We start from the raw sequence: 22,120 nt of genomic DNA, 5'->3' as shown, positions 1-22,120 counted from the left end.
GAGAATGACGCGCACCATTGGCCGCATGACCATCGCCATGCTCGTCGTGACATGCGTCGCGCCCTTCATCGCGTATTATCTGGCGAGCGGTGTCGCGATCAGCACCCTGGAGAGCCAACTCCAGCGCAGCCTCGTTCTGACCAATCGGGCAATCCAGACGGAGATCGAGCGCTTCCGCTACCTGCCCGTCGTCGTCGGCGAGGATGCACGCATCCGCGCGCTGGCAGGAAGCACGCGAAGCGAGGCCCAACTCGCCGCCGCCAACTTCTACCTCGAAACGATTGTCAAGCAAGCCGGGCCGGCGGAACTCTACGTGCTCGACGAACGTGGCATCACGCTCGCTGCCAGCAACCATGCGACACCCGAGAGCTTTGTCGGGCACGACTACAGCTTTCGCCCCTATTTCCGAAATGCAATGCGCAATGGCGACGGACGTTACTATGCGATCGGTGTGACGACCAAGAAGCCCGGCTATTTCCTCGCCTCGCGGATCGATCTTGCCGGCAAACCGCCTATCGTGGTCGTGGTGAAAGCGGACCTGCTGCCGTTGGAACTGACCTGGGAGGCTGCAGGCGTGCAGACGGCGATCGCCGATCGCTGGGGTATTGTCTTCCTGTCGGGCAATCCGGACTGGAAATATCGCCCGCTGGTGCCTCTGGGTGACGATGCCGCGATCCGGCTTGCCGAGGAGCGTACCTATGAGGGCGCCGACGTCGCGTCAACGAAGCCGATTCTGCCGGCGGGCATCGGCATGCCCACCGGTGCAGTGGAGGAGCGGTCGCTGCGGGTCGGCGAAGGAGGCCAGCAGTTGCTCGCCAGATTCTCTGCCGTGGAGCCGGATGGTTGGCGGGTGCTGGCGGCAACCAGCACGGAAGACACGGCAAAGCTCACCGGGTTCTGGGCACTCGCGGCGCTCATCGCCGGCCTGGTTTCGACCGGCGCCCTTTATTTCCTGCATCAGCGCGCCCAACTCATCCGCATGCGGCTGCGCCAGGGCGAACTGCTCGAGCGCATGGTGACGGAGCGGACGCAGGACCTCGCCTGCGAGATTGACATGCGCAAGAAAACCGAAGAAGAACTGCGCCGCACGCAGGAAGGGCTCATCCACGCGGAGAAGATGGCCGCGCTCGGGCGCATGTCGGCGGCGATCGTGCACGAGGTCAGCCAGCCGCTCGCCGCGCTCGACACGACACTGGCCACAGCCGGCGTGCTGGCCGGCAAGGACAAGGCAGGTGCAGTCGGCGAACGGCTCCTTGATGCACGCGCGCTCGTCAAGCGCATGCAGCGTACCGTCAAACATCTGAAGACCTTTTCCCGCAAGGGCGCATCCGAACTGGAGGACGTGGCGATCGACTCGGTCATCCGCAACGTCGTGGACCTCGCTGCGCCTCGCGCAAAAGCCCTCGGCGTGACTCCGGTCATCGAGGCGACGGAACCGTCACCAGTCGTCGTCGCCGTGGCGCTGAAACTGGAACAGGCAATGCTTAACCTTCTGCTGAATGCACTCGATGCGGTGGAAGGGCGGCCCGACCCCGCAGTCGCCATCCGGCGAACGCACGATGACGACTGCGTCGAAGTCGCCATCGTCGACAACGGATCGGGCATTGCGCCGGAGCATCGCGATCGCATTCTCGAGCCCTTCTTCACGACGAAGCTGACGGGCGGGGGGCTGGGACTCGGCCTGTCGATCGCGACGACGATCGTTCGGGAATGCGGCGGCGAAATCCGTTTCGCAGAGGTGCCGGGCGGCGGAACATGCGCGACGGTTTCCGTACCGCTCGGCAGACGCGGCGACCCGACCCTGGAAGCGGCCCAATGAGCCGCGGGCGCGTGCTGCTCGTGGATGATGACCGCGACTTGCTGAAGGCCGCGGCGGACTGGCTGGCCGTCAGCGGGTTTTCGGTCGATGCCTTCCACCGGCCGGAAGAGGCGTTTCAGGCCTTGCAGCGCGAAGAACCGGACGTCGTGGTGACCGACTTGCGCATGCCGGGCATCGACGGAATGACGCTTTTGAACTCGATCGTACGCCAGAAGCGGGAGGTTCCGGTCATCCTGATGACCGCGCATGGCGATGTGACACTTGCCGTGCAGGCGATGAAACAGGGGGCCGAGGATTTCATCGAAAAGCCTTACGATGCCGACCGGCTGCTTTCCGTCCTCGACAAGGCTGTCGAGAAGCGGCGGATGAAGCAGGAGATCGAGCGGCTGCAAGGCCTTGTCCGAGAGGGTGGGAAGGCGGGAAACATCGTGGGCGACAGCATGCCGATCCGGGACCTGCGCAGCCGGATCGCCACGCTTGCCGATGTCGACATAGACGTACTGATCATCGGTGAAACGGGGACGGGCAAGGAACTGGTGGCGCAGGCTCTGCACCACCAGTCGCGCCGCGCCTCCGGCCCGTTTGTCGCGATCAACTGCGGGGCGCTGCCGGAGACCATTTTCGAAAGCGAAGTCTTCGGCCACGCGAAAGGCGCGTTTACCGGCGCGATTTCGGACCGCAAGGGCAAGTTCGAATATGCGGCCGGCGGCACCATCTTTCTCGACGAGATCGAGTCGATGCCGCTTGGCCTGCAGGCGAAAATACTGCGCGTGCTGCAGGAACGGGCGATCGAGCGGCTCGGCGAGAACCGTGTGAGACCGGTCGACGTGCGCATCGTTGCAGCGGCCAAAAGCGATCTTTCCGCCGATATTCTCGCCGGACGTTTTCGCGAGGATCTGTTCTACCGGTTGGCGACCGTCGACGTGCGCATCCCGCCGCTCCGGCAGCGCAGGAATGATATCGGCCTGCTGTTCGGTCACTTCGCATCGCTTGCCGCCCGCCGCTATGGTCGCGCGGAACGCGCCGTGCCGGCCGATTTGGCAGACCGCCTGCAGCAGGAGGAGTGGCGCGGCAATGTCCGTGAGCTCAAGGCGCGGGCGGAACGCTTTGCATTGGGCCTCGATGACCCCTGGCCATCCTCCGGCCGGACAGCCGATATGGCACAGGATCTGCCCCTGCCGGATCGGCTGGCCGCCTACGAGACGCATCTCATCCGGGAGGCGCTTGAAAAACACGACGGCAACGCCGCGCGCGCCGCCATGGCCCTGCAAATCCCCCATCGCACGCTCAACGAAAAGGTCGCCCGCTACGGTCTTCAGGCATTGCGGAAGTTGTCGAACTCCGCGAATGAGTAGGATGATGGCCGGGAAGGCCCCATCCTAGTCAGCGCAGGGCTCTGCGGGAGGACAGCGCCGCTCCAGTCGCGGTGCAACGGCGCAACGCATCGACTGCGGGCACCTCATCGCAGCGCCAATACGCTGCACATCGCCGCGAGCATGACACTCGCCGAAGCCGCGCCGGGATCGATGTGGCCGAGCGAGCGTGCGCCAAGCTTCGCCGAGCGGCCGCAACGGCTCTCGATCTCCGCGGTGTCGTGCATGCCGGCCCTGGCCGCGTCGCGCGCTGCCTCAAGCACGGCGCTCTCATCCATACCCCGATCGGCCGCGTCGGCTGCGGCCAGCGCTGCCGGCACCCAGGCGTCGATCATTGTCTTGTCGCCTGGCTTCGCGCCGCCGCGGGCGAGGATACCGTCGCTCATGCCCTTGACCCAGGCCGCAAGGGCGGGACCGTCGAGGTCCAGCCGATCGGAAACCGCCGCGCCGGCGCTGCGGAAGGCTTCGGCGTAGAGCGGGCCGGAGGAGGCGCCGACGGCGGTGAGAAAGGCGTGGGCGATCGTCTCGCAGATTTCCGAGATCGTTGCATCCGCCGGCAATGCGGCAAGAGCGGCGGTGACCGCGGTCCAGCCGGTGTCCATAGTGATACCGTGATCGCCGTCGCCGATGACCCCGTCGAGTTGCGACAGCCAGTCCCTTTCCCGCCGGATGGCTTCCGCCACTGCCATCATCGACCCACGGAAAGTCGTGGGCGCAATCCGCCCACCCTGCTTCAATGACAGGCGATCAACCGCTGTCGCCCTCTTGGCGGCACGCATTTGCCGTGCGCTCCGGGTCGCACCGGCGATCGGCTCAGGCGCCGCCCCGACGGTCAGGGCCGGCGTCCTGCACGGATGATCGAGCAGCGGGGTCAGGGTCTCGTCGAGTTTCAGCAGCGTCACGGACGCGCCGGCCATTTCGAGCGAGGTCGCATATTCGCCGACCCAACTTGCGTGGATGGCAACGTCACGGGCCTCGAGGATTTGCCGCACACGGCGGAAGAGCACGAAGAGCTCGAGCTGGGTCGTCGCACCGAGGCCGTTGACAAGCACGGCGACGCGATCGCCTTCCGTCAGGTCGAGTTCCGAAAGGATCGGCTCCATCAGGACGTCCGTGACGGTATCGGCGGTAGCAAGCGGTTCCCGCCGCATGCCCGGTTCGCCATGCAGGCCCATGCCGATTTCCATGTCTCCGGGTCCAATTTCGAAATTCGGCGTGCCGGTCTGCGGCAGCGAGCAGGCGCCGAGCGCCACGCCCATCGAACGGCAACGGTCGTTGGCAAGGCGGGCCAAGGCTTCGACCCGTTCCAGCGGCTCGCCGCGATCGGCCGCCGCACCTGCACACTTGAAGACGAAGAAGTCGCCAGCGACGCCGCGGCGTTCGCTGCGGCGGTTATACGGCGCGGACGCGACGTCGTCGGTGACCGCGATGTGGCGGATCGGCGTGCCTTCGGCGGCCAGTTCCTCGGCTGCCATGGTGAAGTTCAGGACGTCGCCGGTATAGTTTCCGTACAGGAACACCACCCCTGCCCCGCCATCGGCCGCGCGCCCGGCATCAAGGATCTGCTCCGGCGAGGGCGACGCGAAGACATTGCCGACAGCCGCCGCATCGGCAAGGCCACGACCGACATAGCCGGCGAAGGCGGGTTCATGACCCGAGCCGCCGCCGATGACGATTCCCACCTTGCCGTCGCGCGGGCCATGACGCGCGACGACGGCGCGGCCCGTCGAACCCTCGACGGTCAGCAGATCGGGATAGGCGCCGACCAGACCCTCGATGAATTCGGGGATGATGTCTTCCGGCGCATTGATGAGCTTCTTCGTCCTGATCGTCATGGCGTGCTTCTCCTCCCGGACGCCTTGCGTCCGTCAAGGCCGGCATCGGCCTCATATGTCGTCTTGTTCTCTGAACCCGTCAGGCCGCGTGCCTGCGGAGAACGAGCCGCTTTGCCGCGGCAACCGTCCGGCCGAGCCACTCGTGCTCCAGCCGCCGCGTCGCTACCATGTCGTCGGTCTGCGGCAACCAGTGCTCGAGGATGACACTCATGTCATCAGGGCAGTGGGCAAGGCAGCTAAGGATTTCGCCGATTTCCGCCCGCCCCTCGCCGAGCGGCGTGCCGACGATGCGGAAGCCGACGCCGTAGGGGTCGGGCACGATGTGGTAGTCCTTCAGGTGCAGGTTGATCGCGTAGGGCGCGAGCATCTTCACCGTCGTCATCGGCCATTCGCCGGCGCAGATCGAATTCGCGACGTCGAGGCAGACGCCGAGCGCATCGTCGGCGACGGTATCGAGCAGATCCACGATGCGCGGCGAGGGGTAGTTGAAGTGGTTCTCGATGGCAAAGCGCAGGCCGGCGCGCTTGCCGTCCGGCAGCAATTCGCGGATCTGGGCCGCAAGCTCCGGTACCGGGACAAGAGCGTCGTCGGCGTCGAGCGCCACGCGCAGGATCCTCGCGCCGATGCGCTCGCCGATCGGGATGTAGCGCGCCAGCTCCTCGGCATCGAAGGATTGCGTTCCGAGTTCCAGCGTCATGCCGTACCCGTCCGCGCGGGCCTTCAGCGCCCGGTGCTCGTCCGCCGTCAGGCGGTCGAGCGGCAGGTTGTCGGCATATTGCACGAGCGCCAGCCCGTGATCATGCGCGATCTCCAGCACCGCCATGGCCGTCATCGGCGTTTCCGGCTGCAGGTCCCGGATGCCGATCGACCAGCGGAAGGCGTAGCTTCCCAAGCCCAGTTTCATGCCGCCCTCCCGGACATCCGCGCGCGGATCAATGGATCAGCGAGCCGCCGTTGACGTCGACCTCGGAGCCGGTGACATAGGCCGAGAGGTCGGAGGCGAGGAACAGCGCGCAGCCGGCGACGTCCTCGGCCGTGCCCGGCCGGCCCATCGGGATGCCGGCCTTGATCTCGACGAGCTTTTCCGGCGTCAGCAGGCCGGCGGTGATGTCGGTCGCGATGAAGCCGGGGCAGATGGCGTTGACGCGCACATTGTCGGGCGCCAGCTCACGCGCCATCGCCTTGGTGAGCCCGAGCACGCCGGCCTTGGCCGCCGAATAATGCGGGCCGCCGAAGATGCCGCCGCCGCGCTGGGCGGAAACCGAGGAGAGGTTGACGATCCTGCCTTCCTTGCGCGCGCGCATGTGCGGAATGACCGCCTGGCTGCAATAGAGCGTGCCGCGCAGGTTGACGTCGAGCACCGCGTCGTAATTCTTCGGCGCGATCTCCATGATCTTGAGTGGCTGGGTGATGCCGGCATTGTTGACGAGGATGTCGATCGCGCCCCAGGTGGCGGCGAGCCTGTCCATCACCGCCTTGACGCCGTCGAGATCGGTGACGTCGCAGGCCATGCCGACATGCTGCGGTCCGAGATCGGCGGCAGCCTCCTTGGCGGCCGTTTCGTCGAGATCGAGGATGGCGACCGTCGCGCCGTGCTCGGCGAAAAGCTTCGCGGTTGCCTTGCCGAGCCCGCGCTTCGAAGCCGCGCCGGTGACGACGGCGAATTTGCCCTGGAGCAGCGCTGTAGCCATGGATGTTCTCCCTTGAGTCTCAAGCCCCGACGCCTGTCGCGGGCGATGTATTCGTTGAAACCGTGTCAGAGCCAGTCGCGGATCTGCGTCACCATCGCGGCGGTCGAGATGCCGTAGCGGTCGTGCAGCGTCGGCAGCGCGCCTGCATCGAGGAACCGGTCCGGCAGGCCGATCATGCGGAATGTCGGGGTCACGCCGTTGGTCAGCAGCGTCGAAGCGACCGCCTCGCCGAGGCCGCCGACCTTGGTGTGGTTTTCCGCCGTAACGACCAGCCGCCCGCCCCTGCCGGCCTCGGCCAGGATGGTTTCGGTGTCGAGCGGCTTGATCGTCGGGCAATGCAGCACGGCGACAGAAATGCCGTCGCGCGCCATCTCCTCGGCCGCATCAAGCGCGCGCATCGTCATGAAGCCCGACGCGATGACCAGCGCATCCGTGCCGTCGCGGAGTAACTTGGCCTTGCCGAGTTCGAACCGGTAATCCGGGCAGTGGCGGCGGATGACGGACGCCACCTTGCCGCGCGGCAGGCGCATGTAGACCGGTCCAGGATGCGCGACGATCGCCGGCACCGCTTCCATCACGTCGATCGCGTCGCAGGGATCGACGATGGTGAGGTTCGGCAGGCCGCGAAAGATCGCGATGTCTTCGGTCGCCTGATGGCTCGGCCCGTATCCGGTCGTGAGCCCCGGCAGCGCACAGACGATCTTGACCGGCAGGTATTCCTCGGCGATCGCCATGGCGATGAAATCGTAGGCCCGGCGTGAGGCAAAGACGGCGTAGGTGGTGGCGAAGGGTATGAAGCCCTCGCGCGCCATGCCGGCGGCAGCCGAGATCATCACCTGCTCGGCCATGCCCATCTGGTAGAAGCGCTCAGGAAAAGCCTCGGCGAAGATGTGCAGGTCGGTGTATTTGGCAAGATCGGCGGTAAGGCCGACGATGCGGTCGTTCTTCCTGGCTTCCGCGACCAGCGCGTGGCCGAAGGGTGCGGAGACGGTCTCGTAGCCTTCCGCGGCCAGCGAGGCGATCATCGCGGAGGTGCGTCCGCCCTCGCCGGGCTTCGGCGCGCTACGCGGTTCCCATTTGCGGTGCGGATCGTAGGCGCGGCTTGCGGCCATGGTACTTTCCTCCCTCATGCTGGCCGGTTTGCGTCGAGCACGGCAAGCGCCTTCTGCCATTCATCGGCCTCGACCCGGACGAAATGCATGATCTCGCGCGCCTCCAGGAAGGGCACGCCCTTGCACATGACGGTGTCGCAGACGATGACGCGTGGCCTGGGTTCGGCGAGATTGCGGGCGGTGTCGAAGGCGGCGACGAGGGCCTTGATGTCGTTGCCGTCGACGCGCTGCACATGCCAGCCGAAGGCCGCCCATTTGTCGGCAAGCGGCTCGGCGCTCAGCGTCTCGGTCGATTTGCCGTCGGCCTGCTGGTCGTTGAAATCGACGATGGAGACGAGATTGTCGAGCCTGTGATGGGCCGCCGACATGGCCGCCTCCCAGGTCGAGCCCTCACCCAGCTCGCCGTCGGACATCAGGTTGTAGACGAAGGCCGGGTTCTTCTTGGCCTTCAGGCCGAGCGCCATGCCGACGCCGATGCCGAGCCCCTGGCCGAGCGAGCCGCCGGTGATCTCCATGCCGGGCGTATAGGCGGCCATGCCGGACATCGGCAGGCGGCTGTCGTCGGTGCCATAGGTCTCCAGTTCCTGCTCGGGCAGGATGCCGGCCTCGATGAGGGCCGCATAGAGCGCGATCGCATAATGGCCGATGGACAAGAGGAAGCGATCGCGGCCTTCCCATTCCGGATCGTCCGGCCTGTGGGTCAGCGCATGGAAATAGGAAACGGCGAGAACGTCGGCGATGCCGAGCGCCTGGCCGACATATCCCTGCCCCTGCACCTCGCCCATGCGCACGGCCTTACGGCGGATTTCCCACGCGCGGCGTGCAAGACTCATGTTCGACAGCTGAATTGCCGGGCTCTGGCTGGTCATGGTTCCTCCCGTCCCGCGAGGCAGCACCGCTGCGCTCACGCCTCAACTACTGACCCCGGAAGCGGCAGCCTGACAATTAAGATATTCGAACAAGTTGTTTAGGAAAACTTAGGTGACGTGTTCCTCTAGATGAGCGAGGGTCTGGCAAGGCGGGCGAGGAGGACGCTCCGCTGCAGGAACGATCGGTCCCCTTTGCCGCTAGCCGGCAGACGAATGAGGGACAGCCGAACGCCCCTGCAGCACGCGGAGGATTTCCCTTTCGCTGACCGATACCGCACCCACGCTCTCAGGGAGGAGACACATGAATATCCGTCATCTGTTGGCCGCTGCCGCCATTGCGCTCTGCGCCAGCCAGACAAGCGCCCAGACATTCCAGCTTTCGCACAACGCCGCCACCGGCAACCCGAAGGACGTCGCTTCGCTGAAGTTCGCCGAACTCGTCGAGCAGAAGACTGATGGCCGGCTGAAGGTCGATGTCGGCGGCGCCGCACAGTTCGGCGACGACGCCGAGACGATCACCAACATGCGCCTTGGCACCATCGCGTTTTCGGCCAACTCGCAGGGCACCACGTCGGCCGTCGTGCCGGAGATCGCGCTTCTCGGCCTTCCCTTCCTGTTCCAGAGCCTCGACCAGGCCGAGGCGGTGATGGACGGCCCGGTCGGCGACAAGATCGCGGCTGCTGCGGAAGTGCAAGGCCTCGTCGTGCTCGGCTGGTGGAACAACGGCATCCGCGAGACCTCCAATTCCAAGATGCCGATCACCGTGCCGGGTGATCTCGCCGGCATGAAGATCCGCACGCCGCCGGATCCGATGACCGTCGATATCTTCGCCGCTCTCGGCGCCTCGCCGACGCCGATGGCCTTTTCGGAGCTCTACATCGCGCTCCAGCAGGGCGTCGTCGATGGCCAGGAGAACCCGCTGATCAACATCTATTCGTCCAAGCTGCACGAGGTTCAGCCCTTCATCTCGATGACCAACCATAAATACGAGGCGACACCGTTCCTCGCTTCCAAGATGGTCTTTGACACGCTCTCGCCGGAAGACCAGCAGATCCTGCGCGACGCGGCGAAGGAAGCCGGAGACCTGAACCGCAAGATGGTGCGCGACCAGTCGGACGAACTTCTCGGCACGCTGAAGGATGCCGGCATCAAGGTCAACGAGGTCGATCCCGCCCCCTTCGTCGCGGCAACCCAGTCGGTCTACGACAAGTGGCGCGAGCAGTATCCGGAGCTCGTCGACGAACTTGTCGCAGCGGCCAAGGATGCGGCGGAGAAATGATGACGCCGGGCGACGTCCGCAACAAAGGTGCCAAGGCGGGTTCTCCCGCCTTGCGCATCGCCGACGGGATCGGCCTCGTGCTGGACCGGATCGCCGTGGTCATCGCGGTCGGCTCGGTCATCGCCATCTTTCTCGCGCTGATGGCGGAGGTGATCGTCCGCTACCTGACCCAGGCCGGTCTCGGATGGCCGAACGAGGTGCCCAACCTGCTGTTTCCCTGGCTGATCATGGGCGGTATCGTCATCGGTGCCCATCGCGGCGCGCATATCGCCGCCGAAGCCTTTCAGGCGCTGTTGAGCGCCGAACAGCTTCGCATCCTGCTCGTACTGATCCATCTTCTGGTGGCGGTCTCCTTCGCCTTCCTCGCCTATCTCTCATTGCAGGTGATCTCTATCACCAAGGCGCAGGTCTTTCCGATGACCGGTCTCGGTCAGGCCTGGGCCTACAGTTCGCTGCTCTTCGGCTTCGGCGGCATCACGCTCGCCTCGCTCGTCAATCTCGTACGCGTCGCCTGCTGCGACAACCCGCGGACCCTGCATGAACCGGACACGGAGCATATGACATGACCGCCATCATGACCGGTCTCTTCGCGGCGATGCTGGCGCTCTCGGTGCCCGTCGGCTACGCGCTGATCATCGCCGCCGGCGCAGCCATCCTCATCAACGGTGGCACGCCGACCGTCGTCGCGGTCGTCAAGCTGTTCCAGCCGACGCAAAGCTTTCCGCTGCTCGCCATCCCCTTCTTCATCCTGTCGGGCTCTCTGATGATGTCAGGCACGCTCGGACAGAAGCTCGTCCAGTTCGCGGCCTCCCTTGTCGGCCGCTTCCATGGCGGCATGGGCCAGGTGACGGTCGTCGGTTCGACGATCTTCGGCGGCGTCTCCGGCTCCGCGGTCGCGGAAGCCTCGGCGCTCGGCTCGATGCTGATCCCCTGGCAGAAGCGCGAGGGCTATCCGGCGGGCTTTGCCGCCGCCGTCACCGCCTCCTCCTCGACGATCGCCGGCCTCATCCCGCCGTCGATTCCGCTCATCCTCTATTCGACGGTCTCCAACGCCTCGATCGCCGCGTTGTTCTCGGCAGCCGTCCTGCCCGGCCTGATGCTGGCAGCCGGCATGATGGTCGTCTGCTATCTCTCGGGACGCATCCGCAACTTCCCGCGCCTCACCAATACCGGCGCGCTCGGGACCTTCGGCAGGTCGCTGGTCTCGGCGCTACCGGCGCTGCTGATGCCCTTCTTCATCGTCGTGCTCTTACGCGCGGGCATCGCCACGCCGACGGAAGTCAGCGTCATCGCCGTCTTCTACGCGCTCGTCGTCAGCTTGGTGATCTACCGCGACCTGACCTGGCAACGCATCAACGCGGCCCTCGTCGGCACGGTCATCACGACCGGCGTCGTCATGCTCGTCATCACCGCGTCGAGCCTCGTCGGCCATGTGCTGATCTCGGAGCGCATCCCGACGCTCGTCGCCCAGTGGGCGCAGGAAACTCTGGTCAACGCGTTCCTGATCATCCTGATGATGAACCTCATCATGCTCGTCATCGGCATGTTCCTCGACCTGCCGGCCGCCATCCTGCTGCTCGGCCCGACCTTCGTCGCGATCGGCCATGCGATCGGCATGGATCCGATCCAGCTTGGCGTGATGATCTGCATCAACCTGTCGATCGGCCTCTTCACGCCGCCGATCGGCACGACGCTCTTCATCGGTGCGGTCATCGCCCGCGTGCCGATCGGTGCCGTGGTGAAGGAGCTCTGGCCCTTCTACCTTGTCGCCCTGACGGTGCTGCTGCTGATGTCCTACATTCCCGCGCTGACGATCTATTGAGGCCGATATGACCGACAAGACAACGATCGCCTTCGTCGGCCTCGGCTCCATGGGCCTGCCGATGGCAAAGAACCTGGTGAAGGCCGGGCATAGCGTACGCGGCTTCGACATGAGGCGCGAGGCCATGGATGCGCTCGCGGCCGCCGGCGGAGAAAGATCGGCCGATCTTGCGGCGGCCTGCGAAGAGGCTTCGGTGCTGATCCTGATGGTCGTTAATGCGGCGCAGGCGCGGAACGTGCTGATCGATGCCGGCGCGCTTTCAGCTCTTCCGGCCGGCACCCATGTCTGCCTGATGGCAACCTGCCCGCCCGACGAGGTGGTGGCGCTCGGCGCCGAGGTGCGGACTGCAGGCAAGGTGCTGGTCGACTGCCCGGTCTCGGGCGGCGTGGTCGGCGCGAAGGCCGGGACCCTGACCATCATGGTCGGAGCGCCGAAGGCGGCTTTCGACGCCGTCGCGCCGATCCTGCGCGCCATGGGAGACAAGCTCTATCATTGCGGGCCCGAGGTCGGACAGGGCGCCGTCGTCAAGGCCATCAACCAGCTCCTCTGCGGCGTGCATCTGGCCGCCGCCGGCGAGGCGCTGGCGCTCGGGCAGAAGGCCGGCGTCGATGTGGCCACCCTGCTCGACATCGTCTCCGGCTCGGCCGCGTCCAGCTGGATGCTGAAGGATCGCGGACCCCGCATGCTGATGGACGAACCGCCCGTCACCAGCGCCGTCGACATCTTCGTCAAGGACCTCGGCATCGCGCTGTCCGCCGGCCGTTCGTCCGGCATGGGCCTGCCGCTCGCCGCCGCCGCGCACCAGATGTTCCTCGCCGAAAGCGGCAGCGGCAACGGGCTTGCCGACGACAGCCAGGTGATCGCCGCCTATCGCCGCCTCAACGGCATCTCTTGACAGAACCGCCGCACCGCGCCCCTTTTGGCGGGTGGTGCCGCGGTCTTTCTTTCCGCTGCGCCGCGTGGCCCCCGCGCGGAGGAAGGCGTGCCGATCAATCCGAACCTCAATTCGCTCGCCTATTTCGAGGCCGTCGCGCGCACCGGCCGCGTGTCGCTGGCGGCTGCCGAACTCGGCGTCTCGGCCGCCGCCGTCAGCCAGCAGCTGAAGCAGCTCGAAGAGCAGTGGGGCGTGCGTCTTTTCCGCCGCAAGGACCGTCGCCTGACGCTGACGATCGACGGCGAGATGCTGTACCAGACGACGACCACCGCCTTCCGCATGATCCGCGGCGCGCGCTCCGCCGTGCTTCGCCAGCGCAACAGCCGGCAACTGACGATCCGCTCCAGCCCGAGCTTCGCGGTGCGCTGGCTGACGCCGCGGCTCAAGCATTTCCTTGACGCCAATCCGGAATGGGGCGTGCGCGTCGATGCCACGCCGGACTTTTCCGACTTCGAGACGGAAGTGGTCGATCTCGACTTACGATACGGCTCCGGCGCCTGGGAAGATCTGCATACGGAGTGCATCATCAACGATTTCGTGCTGCCGATGTGCAGCCCGGCCTATCGCGACCGGATGATGGCGCTCGGCGACGACCCGGCGGCGCTCCTGTCGCAGGCCCGGCTCATCCACTCGGTGAAGGCGCTTTATCAATGGGACCTGTGGCTGATCGTGCATGGCATCGATCCACCGACGGAGCAGGCGCCGCTGCGCTTCGACCGCTCGTCGATGGCGATCCAGCTTGCCCGCGACGGCGCCGGCGTCGTGCTCGATTCGGCGACGCTGGCGCAGGAGGATCTCGAACGCGGCACGCTCGTACCGCTCTCCACCGTCTTCGACGTCGTCGAATTTCCCGCCTACTGGGTCGTCTGCCCCGTCCGCCACGTCAGCCGCCGCACGGTGCGCCTCTTCACCGACTGGATCCGAGAGGAAGCCCGCAGTTTCGACCATCTGGCGCGGACGATGCTCGGCACCCTCGGCTGCCGCTTCCGCCTTGCGCGGGACGGGGAGCCGGGACTGCGCTAAAGCGCGGAAACAGATGCTGAAATTACGTCAGGGTTTCAGGCATTTTGAATCAGTCACGCCATGATGGAACTTGGTTGCCGTTCCCTAACATCCCCGCTTGCGGAGCCCGTCGTAACAAGCGCATGGCGTCCCGGAACAGCAAAACGCAGCACCCTAGAAATAGTGGGCGTGAACACGCCTGATCTCATCCACTTTTGCGAGCGTTCCGGACAAATGGCGTCGGACTGCGTTCTGCGCCCCCGAAACATCGAGCGCCTTCATCCGATCGAGAATCTCGGTGTGGGCGGCGAGGATCGTCGCGGCCTTGCCCGGATCCATCAGGTTCAGCCGGCGCAGGCGGTCGATATGGCCCGAGCGCGACTGTACAACCTGCCAGAGGTCCGGCACGCCGGCCGCCTCGAACAGCATCTGGTGAAACTGGCGGTCGAGCTGGCCGAACCGGGCGAGGTCACCGTCGATGGTGAGCGCCGTCTCCTGCTGCCGCACGATCCGCATCGCCTGCCCGACAGCCGGTTGCCCGGCTTCGGTGGCGAGCGCCCGCACGACCTCGAGTTCCAGCGACATGCGCAGGAACTGCGTCTCGCGCGCCTGCTTGAGATCGATGCGCGTCACCTCGGTCCGCGACTGCGGATAGATGACGACGAGGCCCTCCTTTTCCAGCATCTGCAAGGCATCGCGCACCGGGGTCTGGCTGACGCCGTAGCCCGCGGCGAGGTCGTTGCGCGACAGTTGCAGGCCGGGCGGCAGCTCCAGCGCGATGATGCGACCGCGCAGCAAGTCATAGAGCTGGTGTGCCGTCGAGGTGCGTCGGATCGCCGTCACGGGCGCCTCTTCGGCGGCGCGGTCGGGCAACGGGCTGGCTGATGGCATTGGCGTTTCCTCGATGAACGATTCACTATAGCGCGGCGATTGACAGGGCGAAACTAATATATTAGTGCATTTATGCAGGAGATGGAGGTCTCCACGATTTTTCCATGGGAGGACAGAATGAACGTCAAGCTTACCCTGCTCGCCGGCTGTGCCGCGCTTGCCTTCGCATCCGCCGCCCGCGCGGACACCTATTCCATCCAGTCGTCGTTCAATGCCGGCGATTTCTCCATGACATACCTCACCGAGAACTGGCTGCCGAAGATCAAGGAAATGACCGGCGACCGGATCGAGATCACGCTGACGCCGAACGCATCCGTCGTTCCGGCCAAGGAAACGCCGGAGGCCGTCGCGGCCGGCGTCATCGACGGCGATTTCACCTCGGTCAATTATTTCTCCGGCATCGAGCCCGCCTTCGCCATCATGGCGGATCTGATCTCCGGCTACGACACCCCGGCCCAGATGCTCGGCTTCTGCAAGGACGACGGCGGTGAGGAGATGCAGCAGAAGATCCTCGACAGCGTCACCGGCGGCGAGGTTCATCTGATTGCCTGTGGTCCCTATAGCCGTGAATCGCTGCCGGCACGCACGCCGATCCGCACCTTCGAGGATCTCAAGGGCAAGAAGATTCGCGCCCCGGAAGGCCTCGCTTCCGCCGTCTTCGCCTCGGCCGGCGCAAGCCCGGTCTCCATCCCCTTCTCGGAAGTCTACGGCGCGCTCGAAAAGGGCATCGTCGATGCGGCGGATGCGTCCGCCTATGTCAACAACGTGGCGACCGGCCTGCACGATGTCGCCCCCTACCCGCTCTATCCGGGCATCCACTCCATGCCGCTCATGCAGTTCACGATGACGAAGGAGAAGTGGGAGGCGCTGTCGCCGGAAGACCAGAAGGCGCTGCGCGACTGGTGGTATGCCGCCATGGAGGACCTGACGAAGGTCGTCGACGCGCAGGACCAGGAGAAGGCCAAGGCCGATGCCGCCGGCGGCAAGATCGAGGTCATCGACTGGGCGCAGGAAGATCGCGACCAGCTTCGCGAAGTGGCCCGCGCCGAATGGCTGAAATTCGCCGAAAAGAGCGATCTCGCCCGCGAGGCGCTGGACGCCAACCTCGCCTACATGAAAAAGATCGGCCTCCTGAAGGACTGACGTGCCGCCCGGCCGCTGGGCGGCCGGGCCTTTCCACCATCGCGCGGCCGGAGGGATCATGCGACACCTTCTTGCGCGCTATGCCGAGACCATGGACCGTTTCAGCGTCTTTGTCGGGCATGGCTGCTCAATCCTGTTTTTCGCCTGCATCATCGCCTCCGCGCTGGAAGTGGTGATGCGCTACGGTTTCGACAGGCCGACGACCTGGTCGACGGAACTGTCAATAACGCTCTGCGCCACCGCCTGGGTGCTCGCCGTCGGCTATGTCACCGAGCGCAACCGGCACATTTCCATCACCATGCTGGAGATCGTCGTCGGACCAGGCGTCTGGCGCTATTTCAGGATCGTGCAACTCGTCGCCGCCTTCGGCGCGGTCTCCGTGCTGTCGATGGCGCTCTGGGGTCCCGCCTTAAAGGTCATCGGCCGGCCGGAATATTCCGGCACGGCGATGAACTCCCTGCAGCCGAGCTATCTCAAGGTGCTGCTGCTCGTCGGCTGCTGTCTCTATCTCCTGCAACTGGCAGCCAACATCATCCGCTGGTTCCAGCACACCGAGAAGGGGACTGTCGGTGGGCATTGAATATATCACCATCCTCATCGTCGTCTCGCTGTTGGCGTTGATGGCGATCGGCATCCCGCTCGGCATCACGACGCTGATCGTCTCGCTCGGCACCGCGATCCTCTATTTCGGCGAACGGGCCGGCTTCTTCATCGTCTCGGCCAATGTCACCGAGGTGCTGCACAAATACGAGCTGATCTCCGTCCCCTTCTTCGTCTTCATGGCGAATATCCTGGAACGCTCCGGCATCGCGCACTCGCTCTTCGAGTCGATGGCGATCATGGGCGGACGCTTCCGCGGCTCGGTCGGCGTGCAGACCTGTATCGTCGCCGTCGTGCTCGCCGCCATGTCCGGCATCATGGGCGGCGAGATCGTCATGCTGGGTCTCATCGCGCTGCCGCAGATGCTGCGCCTCGGCTATGACAAGAAGCTTGCGATCGGCATCATCTGCGCCGCAGGCGCGCTGGCGACCCTGATCCCGCCATCCGTCGTGCTAATCGTCTACGGGCTTGCCGCGCAGGTCTCGATCACCAAGCTCTTCGCTGCCTCGATCGGTCCCGGCCTGCTGCTCGCCTCGCTTTACATCCTCTACATCCTCGTGCGCGTGCGGCTCAATCCGGCGCTCGCCCCGATATACGACATTCCGGAAACCGGCCTGCCCTTCGTCAAACGCCTGCCGTTCCTGAAAGGCGTCATCCTGCCGGGCAGCCTGATCGGTGCCGTCCTCGGCGTCATCTATTCCGGCATCGCCACCGTCACCGAGGCGGCAGCGGTCGGCGCGGTCGGCGCGCTCGTCGTCGCGGCCGTCCGGCAGGAACTGACCTGGGTCAAGGCGCGCGACGCCATGCGCCAGACGGTTCTGACGGTCGGTTCCATCATCTGGCTGGTGCTCGGCGCCGTGGCGCTGATCGGCATCTACAACCGCATCGGCGGCGGCGATTTCCTGCGCGGCATCCTGACCTCGCTCGACGTCCCGCCGATCGCCGTCATCATCGTGATGATGCTGATCGTCATGGTGCTCGGCACCTTCCTCGAATGGATCGCGATCCTCTTCATCACGGTGCCGATCTTCGCGCCGGTGGTCATCGATCTCGGCTTCGATCCGATCTGGTTCGGCGTGCTCTTCGCGATGAACATCCAGATCTACTATCTGTCGCCGCCCTTCGGCCCCGCCTGCTTCTTCCTGAAATCGGTGGCGCCGAAGGAGATCAGCCTGCAGGATATCTTTGTCGCCGTTCTGCCCTTCATCGCCCTTCAGGTGCTCGGGCTGACGCTGGTGCTGTTCATCCCGCAGATCGCGCTCTTCATCCCGACGCTGCTGAATTGAGGAGGCTTGCACCATGACCGACGACAAGAACCTCAACCGGGACCTGATGCGGGGCGACGAAGACATCGCGCCGGAGGAATTCGCGGTCGATGAGGCGGCGGAACCCGATTTCGGCAACTGGCCGGAGATCGTCGGCACGGTCGCCACCGCGATCCTCGTCTGGTTCACCTTCGCATTCACGGGATAGATCGATGAAGCCCCGCAAAACCTATGACCAGCTCCGCTCCGCCCGATGGATGGTGCCGGACGACCAGCGTTCCTTCGGCCATCGCTCGCGCACCATGCAGATGGGCTACGATCCGGCCGACTGGGAAGGCAAGCCGATCATCGCCATCCTCAATACCTGGTCCGACGCCCAGCCCTGCCACATGCATTTCAAGGACCGCGTCGAATGGGTGAAGCGCGGCGTGCTGCAGGCGGGCGGTTTCCCGATGGAACTGCCGGCGCTGTCGCTCTCGGAGAATTTCGTCAAGCCGACGACGATGCTTTACCGCAACATGCTGGCGATGGAGACGGAGGAACTGCTGCGCTCCCATCCGATCGACGGCGCAGTGCTGATGGGCGGCTGCGACAAGACCACGCCCGGTCTCGTCATGGGTGCGCTCAGCATGGCCCTGCCCTTCGTCTTCCTGCCCGCCGGTCCGATGCTGCGCGGCAACTATGCCGGCAAGTATCTCGGCTCCGGCACGGACGGTTTCAAATACTGGGACGAACGCCGCGCCGGCACGATTTCCAAGGAGGAATGGCAGGGCATCGAGGGCGGCATCGCGCGCTCCTACGGTCACTGCATGACGATGGGCACCGCCTCCACCATGACGGCGATCGCCGAGGCCATGGGCCTGACGCTGCCCGGCGCATCCTCCATTCCAGCGGCCGACGCCAACCACCAGCGCATGTCGACCCAGTGCGGCCGGCGCATCGTCGAAATGGTCTGGGAGGATCTGACGCCCGACCAGGTCGTCACGCCGGCGGCGGTGGAAAACGCCGTCACGGTGGCGATGGCGACCGGCTGCTCGACCAATGCCATCATCCACCTGATCGCCATGGCGCGCCGCGCCGGTGTTCCCCTCGAACTGGATGATCTCGACCGGATCGGCCGCACCACGCCGGTCATCGCCAATATCCGCCCCTCCGGCTCCACCTATCTGATGGAGGATTTCTACTATGCCGGGGGCCTGCGCGCGCTCATGAAGCAGCTCGGCGGCAAGCTCGATAGTTCGGCGATCACCGTGAGCGGCCGGCCGCTCACAGAGGGGCTCGAGGAGGTGAAAATCTGGAACGACGACGTCATCCGTCCGCTGTCGGATCCCGTCTATCACGAGGGCTCGCTTGCCGTGCTGAAAGGCAATCTCTGCCCGGACGGCGCCGTCATCAAGCCTGCCGCCTGCGATCCGAAATTCCACCGCCATCGCGGCCCGGCGCTCGTCGCCGACAGCTATGCCGACCTCAAGGCGATCATCGACGATCCCGACCATCCGATGACGCCGGACACCGTGCTCGTGCTGCGCAATGCCGGCCCGCAGGGCGGCCCCGGCATGCCGGAATGGGGCATGATCCCGATGCCGAAAGCGCTTTTGAAATTGGGCTTGCGCGACATGGTCCGCATTTCGGATGCGCGCATGTCCGGCACCTCCTTCGGCGCCTGTGTGCTGCATGTCGCGCCGGAGGCCTATGTCGGCGGCCCGCTGGCGCTCCTGAAGACAGGCGACATGGTGGAGCTCGACATTCCGGACCGCCGGCTCGACATGCTCGTTGACCCAACGGAACTCGCAGCCCGCCGCGCCGCCTGGATGGCGCCGGAACCGCGCTACGGTCGCGGCTACGGCGTCATGTTCTCGAAGCACATCGAGCAGGCCGACAAGGGCTGCGACTTCGATTTCCTGAAAACCGACTACGGCCGTCCGGTGGACGAGCCGGCCATCAACTGACCCAATGTCCGAGGCAACCATGACCGACTACGTCCTTTCCGCCGAAACCCGCGCCAGTCTCATGACGGTATCGACCGCCTCTGTCGCCACCGCGCTCTACAAGCGCGGACTGCGCAACCAGTTCGTCCATAACGTCCGGCCCGTCGCCTGGAAGGGCGTCAACATGGTCGGCCAGGCCTTCACGCTGCGCTACATCCCGGCGCGCGAGGACCGCAATCCGATCACCGTCTTCCGAAATGCGGATCATCCGCAGCGCGTGGCGATCGAAACCTGCCCGGAAGGCTGGGTGCTGGTGATGGACAGCCGCAAGGATGCGCGCGCGGCTTCCGCCGGCTCCATCCTCGTGACGCGACTTGCGATCCGCGGCGGTGCCGGCATCGTCTCGGACGGTGGCTTCAGGGACTGCGAAGGCATCGGACGGCTCGACATGCCCGCCTACTGCCAGAATCCCTCGGCACCGACCAATCTGACGCTGCACGAGGCACTCGACATTAACGTGCCGATCTCCTGTGGCGATGTCGCGGTCTTCCCCGGCGACGTCATGCTTGGTGACGCCGACGGCGTCATGGTTATTCCCGCGCATCTTGTCGACGAGATCGCCGAGGAGTGCACCGGCATGGAGAGCTTCGAGGATTTCGTGCTGGAACAGGTACTCGAGGGGGCCGTCGTGATCGGCCTCTATCCGCCGACGACCGAGAAGGCCCAGGCAGACTACGCCGCCTGGCGCGAAAAGTCCGGCCGCTAGCCGGCCTACAGGACAACCATTCCGCGGCGCGAGGCGTCAGGCGCGACGGAGCCGACGGAAGAGAAGGCCTTTTCGACGAAATCACCGCTACCGAGGACGACATTCGGGAGTTCATCGCCGGCGGGCTTCGCGCACTGTTGCGAGCGCGGCGCTGAGAGATGACGATCCTGGCGCCACGCTCGTTGAGGTCGGCCACGATGACGTCGCTGCCGAATACCTTGTCGGCGATCCTTCTTCTTTGTGGTGTTTCAACACGACCACGTTGGCTATGAGACCTGCACGCGGAGGAGTTTTCCGATTGAATTTCCTGCATTTTCGCAGGCTGGAAGCGATATGTGGCGACCTTTGTCGCTCCGATGCGCCTTGGTTGGACGACGGATTGTCCGGCGTGTCGCTCTACGGCCTATCCGGCCGCGGCAAGGGCCTTCAAACCCCGCTTCATATTGTAGGCGATAGCGGTCAGGCGAATTTGAACGCCGCCTTTGCTAGCCCTCGCCATTGCATCCGGCGCAGGCCATGGCTTCGTTTCCATGTGCCGAAGATCGTCCCGATCCGACCGCGGATCCGGTGGATCGGTTGGTTCCAGGCATCGAGACGTGCTCGGATTTCGGCGTCGGCGCCGACATGGGCCTTGAAGCCACGGACCGCCGGGCGACCCTTGTGCTCGACCCAATGACCCTCGCCATCATCTTCACTTGCCGAAGCAACAATCGTCGCATCGACAAGCGTGCCGGTCTTCACCCGAATGCTTCCTGCCCAATCCTGCGACGGCTCACCACACACCTCCATCATTCGACAAAGGAATTGAATCATCCATAATTCAGCCGTCTATAAATCTCCGCGCACAGGTCTCATTGGCAAAGTGTCCGCACATTACTTCAGGCGCTTCTTCCGCACGTCCGACAACGTTCCGCCGGATACCGTCCTCGTTTCGATCCACGCCCCCGCGAGGGAGGCGACGTCCGAACAGAGCGAACGATCACCGTGGAATCGCAGGAATGCTACGTCGAAAGATCCCACGGATTCACGAGTGCAACGCCCATGCCCTCGAAATCCTTAACGTTGCGCGTGACCAGCGTCATACGATGGGTAAAGGCTGTCGCCGCAATATAGGCGTCATTGATCGGTTTGGGATTGGGTACATGCCATTGGGCCGCCTGAACGGCCGCCGCCTCGTCCAGGGGCAGGATGCGGCCGGAAAACGCTGTGAGAACGGCATTTTCCAGCCAGTTGCGCAACACCCTCCCGGCAGCTGGATCATTATGCTCCACCAGCCGAACGCCAATCTCCAGTTCATGCAGGACGACAGATGAAATGAAGGTCTCGGCCGGGTCGACGGCTTCGTTCCAGACCACGACATTGGGATCAGCCTTGCCGCTCGCGACCCTGCGCAGCTCGGACACGACATTGGTATCGAGCAACAGCATTAGGACAGGTCGACCGGTCGGGCGTGTTCGGTGCGCTGCGGGAGCGGCAAGTCAACATCGTCCGCTCCCGGCGCTGCCAGCATGTCACCTAGCGTCCGCATTTTGCCCGTAAGCCGCTTGTACTCGTCGAACGACAGGAGGACGTGCGCAGGCCGTCCTCTGTCTGTAATGATGACAGGTCCATCCTTGGCTGCGCGCTTTGCCCGGCCAAGGTCCTGATTGAGTTCTCGTCCTGAAAGCGTGGTGACGGTCATGGCGAGCCTCCAACATTCGTGGTTACGTAACCACATTTAATCTGCACACAGTGAAATTGCAAGATGCAGCCGCTGCAGGAAACAGATCGCGGGCCTGCCCGCTCTGTGGT

22 protein-coding genes are annotated in these 22,120 nt (G+C 64.9%); 13 read left to right on the top strand and 9 right to left on the bottom strand.

The features are described 5' to 3' along the window. Positions 1-4: 4 nt before the first annotated feature. Positions 5-1,819 carry a sensor histidine kinase gene (locus tag LXM94_RS02180; protein WP_235769512.1) on the top strand — a complete coding sequence of 605 codons (1,815 nt, stop codon included), beginning with the start codon at positions 5-7 and terminating at the stop codon, positions 1,817-1,819. After that, entirely contained in the window at positions 1,816-3,174 is a 1,359-nt protein-coding gene (locus LXM94_RS02175; protein WP_235769511.1) for a sigma-54-dependent transcriptional regulator, read from the top strand. Before LXM94_RS02180 ends, LXM94_RS02175 begins: the two co-directional genes overlap by 4 nt. 104 nt (positions 3,175-3,278) lie before the next feature. On the opposite strand, the gene dhaL is transcribed toward LXM94_RS02175, so the two are convergent. The 5 genes from dhaL to LXM94_RS02150 form a co-directional block, all read right to left on the bottom strand. Continuing rightward, a complete protein-coding gene (gene dhaL, locus LXM94_RS02170) occupies positions 3,279-5,027 on the bottom strand; it encodes a dihydroxyacetone kinase subunit DhaL (protein ID WP_235769510.1) in 1,749 nt (582 codons plus the stop codon). Positions 5,028-5,106: 79 nt separating this feature from the next. Further along, a complete protein-coding gene (locus LXM94_RS02165) occupies positions 5,107-5,931 on the bottom strand; it encodes a sugar phosphate isomerase/epimerase family protein (RefSeq protein ID WP_235769509.1) in 825 nt (274 codons plus the stop codon). Between the two features lie 28 nt (positions 5,932-5,959). After that, complete coding sequence (locus LXM94_RS02160) at positions 5,960-6,718, bottom strand: SDR family NAD(P)-dependent oxidoreductase (RefSeq protein WP_235769508.1); 759 nt, start codon at positions 6,716-6,718, stop codon at positions 5,960-5,962. A 65-nt stretch (positions 6,719-6,783) separates the two neighbouring features. Further along, positions 6,784-7,830, bottom strand: a complete 1,047-nt coding sequence (locus LXM94_RS02155; RefSeq protein ID WP_235769507.1) for a transketolase family protein — start codon at positions 7,828-7,830, stop codon at positions 6,784-6,786. Positions 7,831-7,844: 14 nt separating this feature from the next. Beyond that, complete coding sequence (locus LXM94_RS02150) at positions 7,845-8,699, bottom strand: transketolase (RefSeq protein ID WP_235769506.1); 855 nt, start codon at positions 8,697-8,699, stop codon at positions 7,845-7,847. 301 nt (positions 8,700-9,000) lie between these two features. On the opposite strand from LXM94_RS02150, the gene LXM94_RS02145 reads away from it, so the two are divergent. From LXM94_RS02145 to LXM94_RS02125, 5 genes are all read left to right on the top strand, one after another. Further along, positions 9,001-9,978, top strand: coding sequence for a TRAP transporter substrate-binding protein (locus LXM94_RS02145; RefSeq protein ID WP_235769505.1), 978 nt, complete (start codon positions 9,001-9,003; stop codon positions 9,976-9,978). Then, positions 9,978-10,544 carry a TRAP transporter small permease gene (locus LXM94_RS02140; RefSeq protein ID WP_235769504.1) on the top strand — a complete coding sequence of 189 codons (567 nt, stop codon included), beginning with the start codon at positions 9,978-9,980 and terminating at the stop codon, positions 10,542-10,544. The genes LXM94_RS02145 and LXM94_RS02140 overlap by 1 nt, the downstream gene beginning before the upstream one ends. Next, positions 10,541-11,800 (top strand): TRAP transporter large permease, encoded by a 1,260-nt coding sequence (locus LXM94_RS02135; protein WP_235769503.1) that lies wholly within the window; start codon positions 10,541-10,543, stop codon positions 11,798-11,800. Before LXM94_RS02140 ends, LXM94_RS02135 begins: the two co-directional genes overlap by 4 nt. 7 nt (positions 11,801-11,807) lie before the next feature. After that, positions 11,808-12,695, top strand: coding sequence for an NAD(P)-dependent oxidoreductase (locus LXM94_RS02130; protein WP_235769502.1), 888 nt, complete (start codon positions 11,808-11,810; stop codon positions 12,693-12,695). Positions 12,696-12,782: 87 nt separating this feature from the next. Beyond that, positions 12,783-13,757: a LysR substrate-binding domain-containing protein gene (locus LXM94_RS02125; RefSeq protein WP_235769501.1), complete on the top strand. Its 975-nt coding sequence runs from the start codon at positions 12,783-12,785 to the stop codon at positions 13,755-13,757. 153 nt (positions 13,758-13,910) lie between these two features. Here LXM94_RS02125 and LXM94_RS02120 read toward each other — a convergent pair whose 3' ends face one another. Further along, positions 13,911-14,627, bottom strand: coding sequence for a GntR family transcriptional regulator (locus LXM94_RS02120; protein WP_235769500.1), 717 nt, complete (start codon positions 14,625-14,627; stop codon positions 13,911-13,913). A gap of 117 nt (positions 14,628-14,744) precedes the next feature. On the opposite strand from LXM94_RS02120, the gene dctP reads away from it, so the two are divergent. The 6 genes from dctP to LXM94_RS02090 are packed head-to-tail and all read left to right on the top strand — an operon-like array spanning position 14,745 to position 20,329. Next, positions 14,745-15,770: a TRAP transporter substrate-binding protein DctP gene (dctP, locus tag LXM94_RS02115; RefSeq protein WP_235769499.1), complete on the top strand. Its 1,026-nt coding sequence runs from the start codon at positions 14,745-14,747 to the stop codon at positions 15,768-15,770. A gap of 58 nt (positions 15,771-15,828) precedes the next feature. After that, on the top strand, positions 15,829-16,350 hold the full coding sequence (locus LXM94_RS02110; RefSeq protein ID WP_235769498.1) for a TRAP transporter small permease subunit: 522 nt from the start codon (positions 15,829-15,831) through the stop codon (positions 16,348-16,350). Further along, entirely contained in the window at positions 16,340-17,656 is a 1,317-nt protein-coding gene (locus tag LXM94_RS02105) for a TRAP transporter large permease (RefSeq protein WP_235769497.1), read from the top strand. Before LXM94_RS02110 ends, LXM94_RS02105 begins: the two co-directional genes overlap by 11 nt. A 13-nt stretch (positions 17,657-17,669) precedes the next feature. Then, the gene (locus LXM94_RS02100; RefSeq protein WP_235769496.1) at positions 17,670-17,843 is read left to right on the top strand and encodes a hypothetical protein; all 174 of its coding nucleotides are present in this window, start codon (positions 17,670-17,672) and stop codon (positions 17,841-17,843) included. A gap of 4 nt (positions 17,844-17,847) precedes the next feature. Further along, positions 17,848-19,584: an L-arabinonate dehydratase gene (gene araD / locus LXM94_RS02095; RefSeq protein ID WP_235769495.1), complete on the top strand. Its 1,737-nt coding sequence runs from the start codon at positions 17,848-17,850 to the stop codon at positions 19,582-19,584. Between the two features lie 19 nt (positions 19,585-19,603). Continuing rightward, complete coding sequence (locus tag LXM94_RS02090) at positions 19,604-20,329, top strand: ribonuclease activity regulator RraA (protein WP_235769494.1); 726 nt, start codon at positions 19,604-19,606, stop codon at positions 20,327-20,329. A gap of 459 nt (positions 20,330-20,788) precedes the next feature. Here LXM94_RS02090 and LXM94_RS02085 read toward each other — a convergent pair whose 3' ends face one another. The 3 genes from LXM94_RS02085 to LXM94_RS02075 all read right to left on the bottom strand — a co-directional run bounded on the left by LXM94_RS02085 (position 20,789) and on the right by LXM94_RS02075 (position 22,010). Then, entirely contained in the window at positions 20,789-21,070 is a 282-nt protein-coding gene (locus LXM94_RS02085) for a hypothetical protein (protein ID WP_235769493.1), read from the bottom strand. Positions 21,071-21,330: 260 nt separating this feature from the next. Beyond that, positions 21,331-21,756: a type II toxin-antitoxin system VapC family toxin gene (locus LXM94_RS02080; RefSeq protein WP_235769492.1), complete on the bottom strand. Its 426-nt coding sequence runs from the start codon at positions 21,754-21,756 to the stop codon at positions 21,331-21,333. Continuing rightward, positions 21,756-22,010, bottom strand: a complete 255-nt coding sequence (locus LXM94_RS02075; RefSeq protein WP_235769491.1) for a type II toxin-antitoxin system Phd/YefM family antitoxin — start codon at positions 22,008-22,010, stop codon at positions 21,756-21,758. The genes LXM94_RS02080 and LXM94_RS02075 overlap by 1 nt, the downstream gene beginning before the upstream one ends. Positions 22,011-22,120: the final 110 nt, after the last annotated feature.

Source organism: Rhizobium alarense, assembly GCF_021555155.1.
GTDB classification, from domain to species: domain Bacteria; phylum Pseudomonadota; class Alphaproteobacteria; order Rhizobiales; family Rhizobiaceae; genus Rhizobium_D; species Rhizobium_D alarense.
The sequence above is the reverse complement of the archived record's forward strand: the minus strand, read 5'-3'. Positions and strand labels throughout refer to the sequence as shown.

What these genes read in the sequence shown, in the direction of transcription:
- araD (WP_235769495.1), top strand. Translation starts at nt 17,848, where the DNA reads ATGAAGCCCCGCAAAACCTATGACCAGCTCCGCTCCGCCCGATGGATG.
- LXM94_RS02100 (WP_235769496.1), top strand. Translation starts at nt 17,670, where the DNA reads ATGACCGACGACAAGAACCTCAACCGGGACCTGATGCGGGGCGACGAA.
- LXM94_RS02075 (WP_235769491.1), bottom strand. Translation starts at nt 22,010, where the DNA reads ATGACCGTCACCACGCTTTCAGGACGAGAACTCAATCAGGACCTTGGC.
- LXM94_RS02180 (WP_235769512.1), top strand. Translation starts at nt 5, where the DNA reads ATGACGCGCACCATTGGCCGCATGACCATCGCCATGCTCGTCGTGACA.
- LXM94_RS02135 (WP_235769503.1), top strand. Translation starts at nt 10,541, where the DNA reads ATGACCGCCATCATGACCGGTCTCTTCGCGGCGATGCTGGCGCTCTCG.
- dctP (WP_235769499.1), top strand. Translation starts at nt 14,745, where the DNA reads ATGAACGTCAAGCTTACCCTGCTCGCCGGCTGTGCCGCGCTTGCCTTC.
- LXM94_RS02145 (WP_235769505.1), top strand. Translation starts at nt 9,001, where the DNA reads ATGAATATCCGTCATCTGTTGGCCGCTGCCGCCATTGCGCTCTGCGCC.
- LXM94_RS02150 (WP_235769506.1), bottom strand. Translation starts at nt 8,699, where the DNA reads ATGACCAGCCAGAGCCCGGCAATTCAGCTGTCGAACATGAGTCTTGCA.
- LXM94_RS02155 (WP_235769507.1), bottom strand. Translation starts at nt 7,830, where the DNA reads ATGGCCGCAAGCCGCGCCTACGATCCGCACCGCAAATGGGAACCGCGT.
- LXM94_RS02080 (WP_235769492.1), bottom strand. Translation starts at nt 21,756, where the DNA reads ATGCTGTTGCTCGATACCAATGTCGTGTCCGAGCTGCGCAGGGTCGCG.
- LXM94_RS02130 (WP_235769502.1), top strand. Translation starts at nt 11,808, where the DNA reads ATGACCGACAAGACAACGATCGCCTTCGTCGGCCTCGGCTCCATGGGC.
- LXM94_RS02175 (WP_235769511.1), top strand. Translation starts at nt 1,816, where the DNA reads ATGAGCCGCGGGCGCGTGCTGCTCGTGGATGATGACCGCGACTTGCTG.
- LXM94_RS02110 (WP_235769498.1), top strand. Translation starts at nt 15,829, where the DNA reads ATGCGACACCTTCTTGCGCGCTATGCCGAGACCATGGACCGTTTCAGC.
- LXM94_RS02165 (WP_235769509.1), bottom strand. Translation starts at nt 5,931, where the DNA reads ATGAAACTGGGCTTGGGAAGCTACGCCTTCCGCTGGTCGATCGGCATC.
- LXM94_RS02140 (WP_235769504.1), top strand. Translation starts at nt 9,978, where the DNA reads ATGACGCCGGGCGACGTCCGCAACAAAGGTGCCAAGGCGGGTTCTCCC.
- LXM94_RS02160 (WP_235769508.1), bottom strand. Translation starts at nt 6,718, where the DNA reads ATGGCTACAGCGCTGCTCCAGGGCAAATTCGCCGTCGTCACCGGCGCG.
- LXM94_RS02090 (WP_235769494.1), top strand. Translation starts at nt 19,604, where the DNA reads ATGACCGACTACGTCCTTTCCGCCGAAACCCGCGCCAGTCTCATGACG.
- dhaL (WP_235769510.1), bottom strand. Translation starts at nt 5,027, where the DNA reads ATGACGATCAGGACGAAGAAGCTCATCAATGCGCCGGAAGACATCATC.
- LXM94_RS02120 (WP_235769500.1), bottom strand. Translation starts at nt 14,627, where the DNA reads ATGCCATCAGCCAGCCCGTTGCCCGACCGCGCCGCCGAAGAGGCGCCC.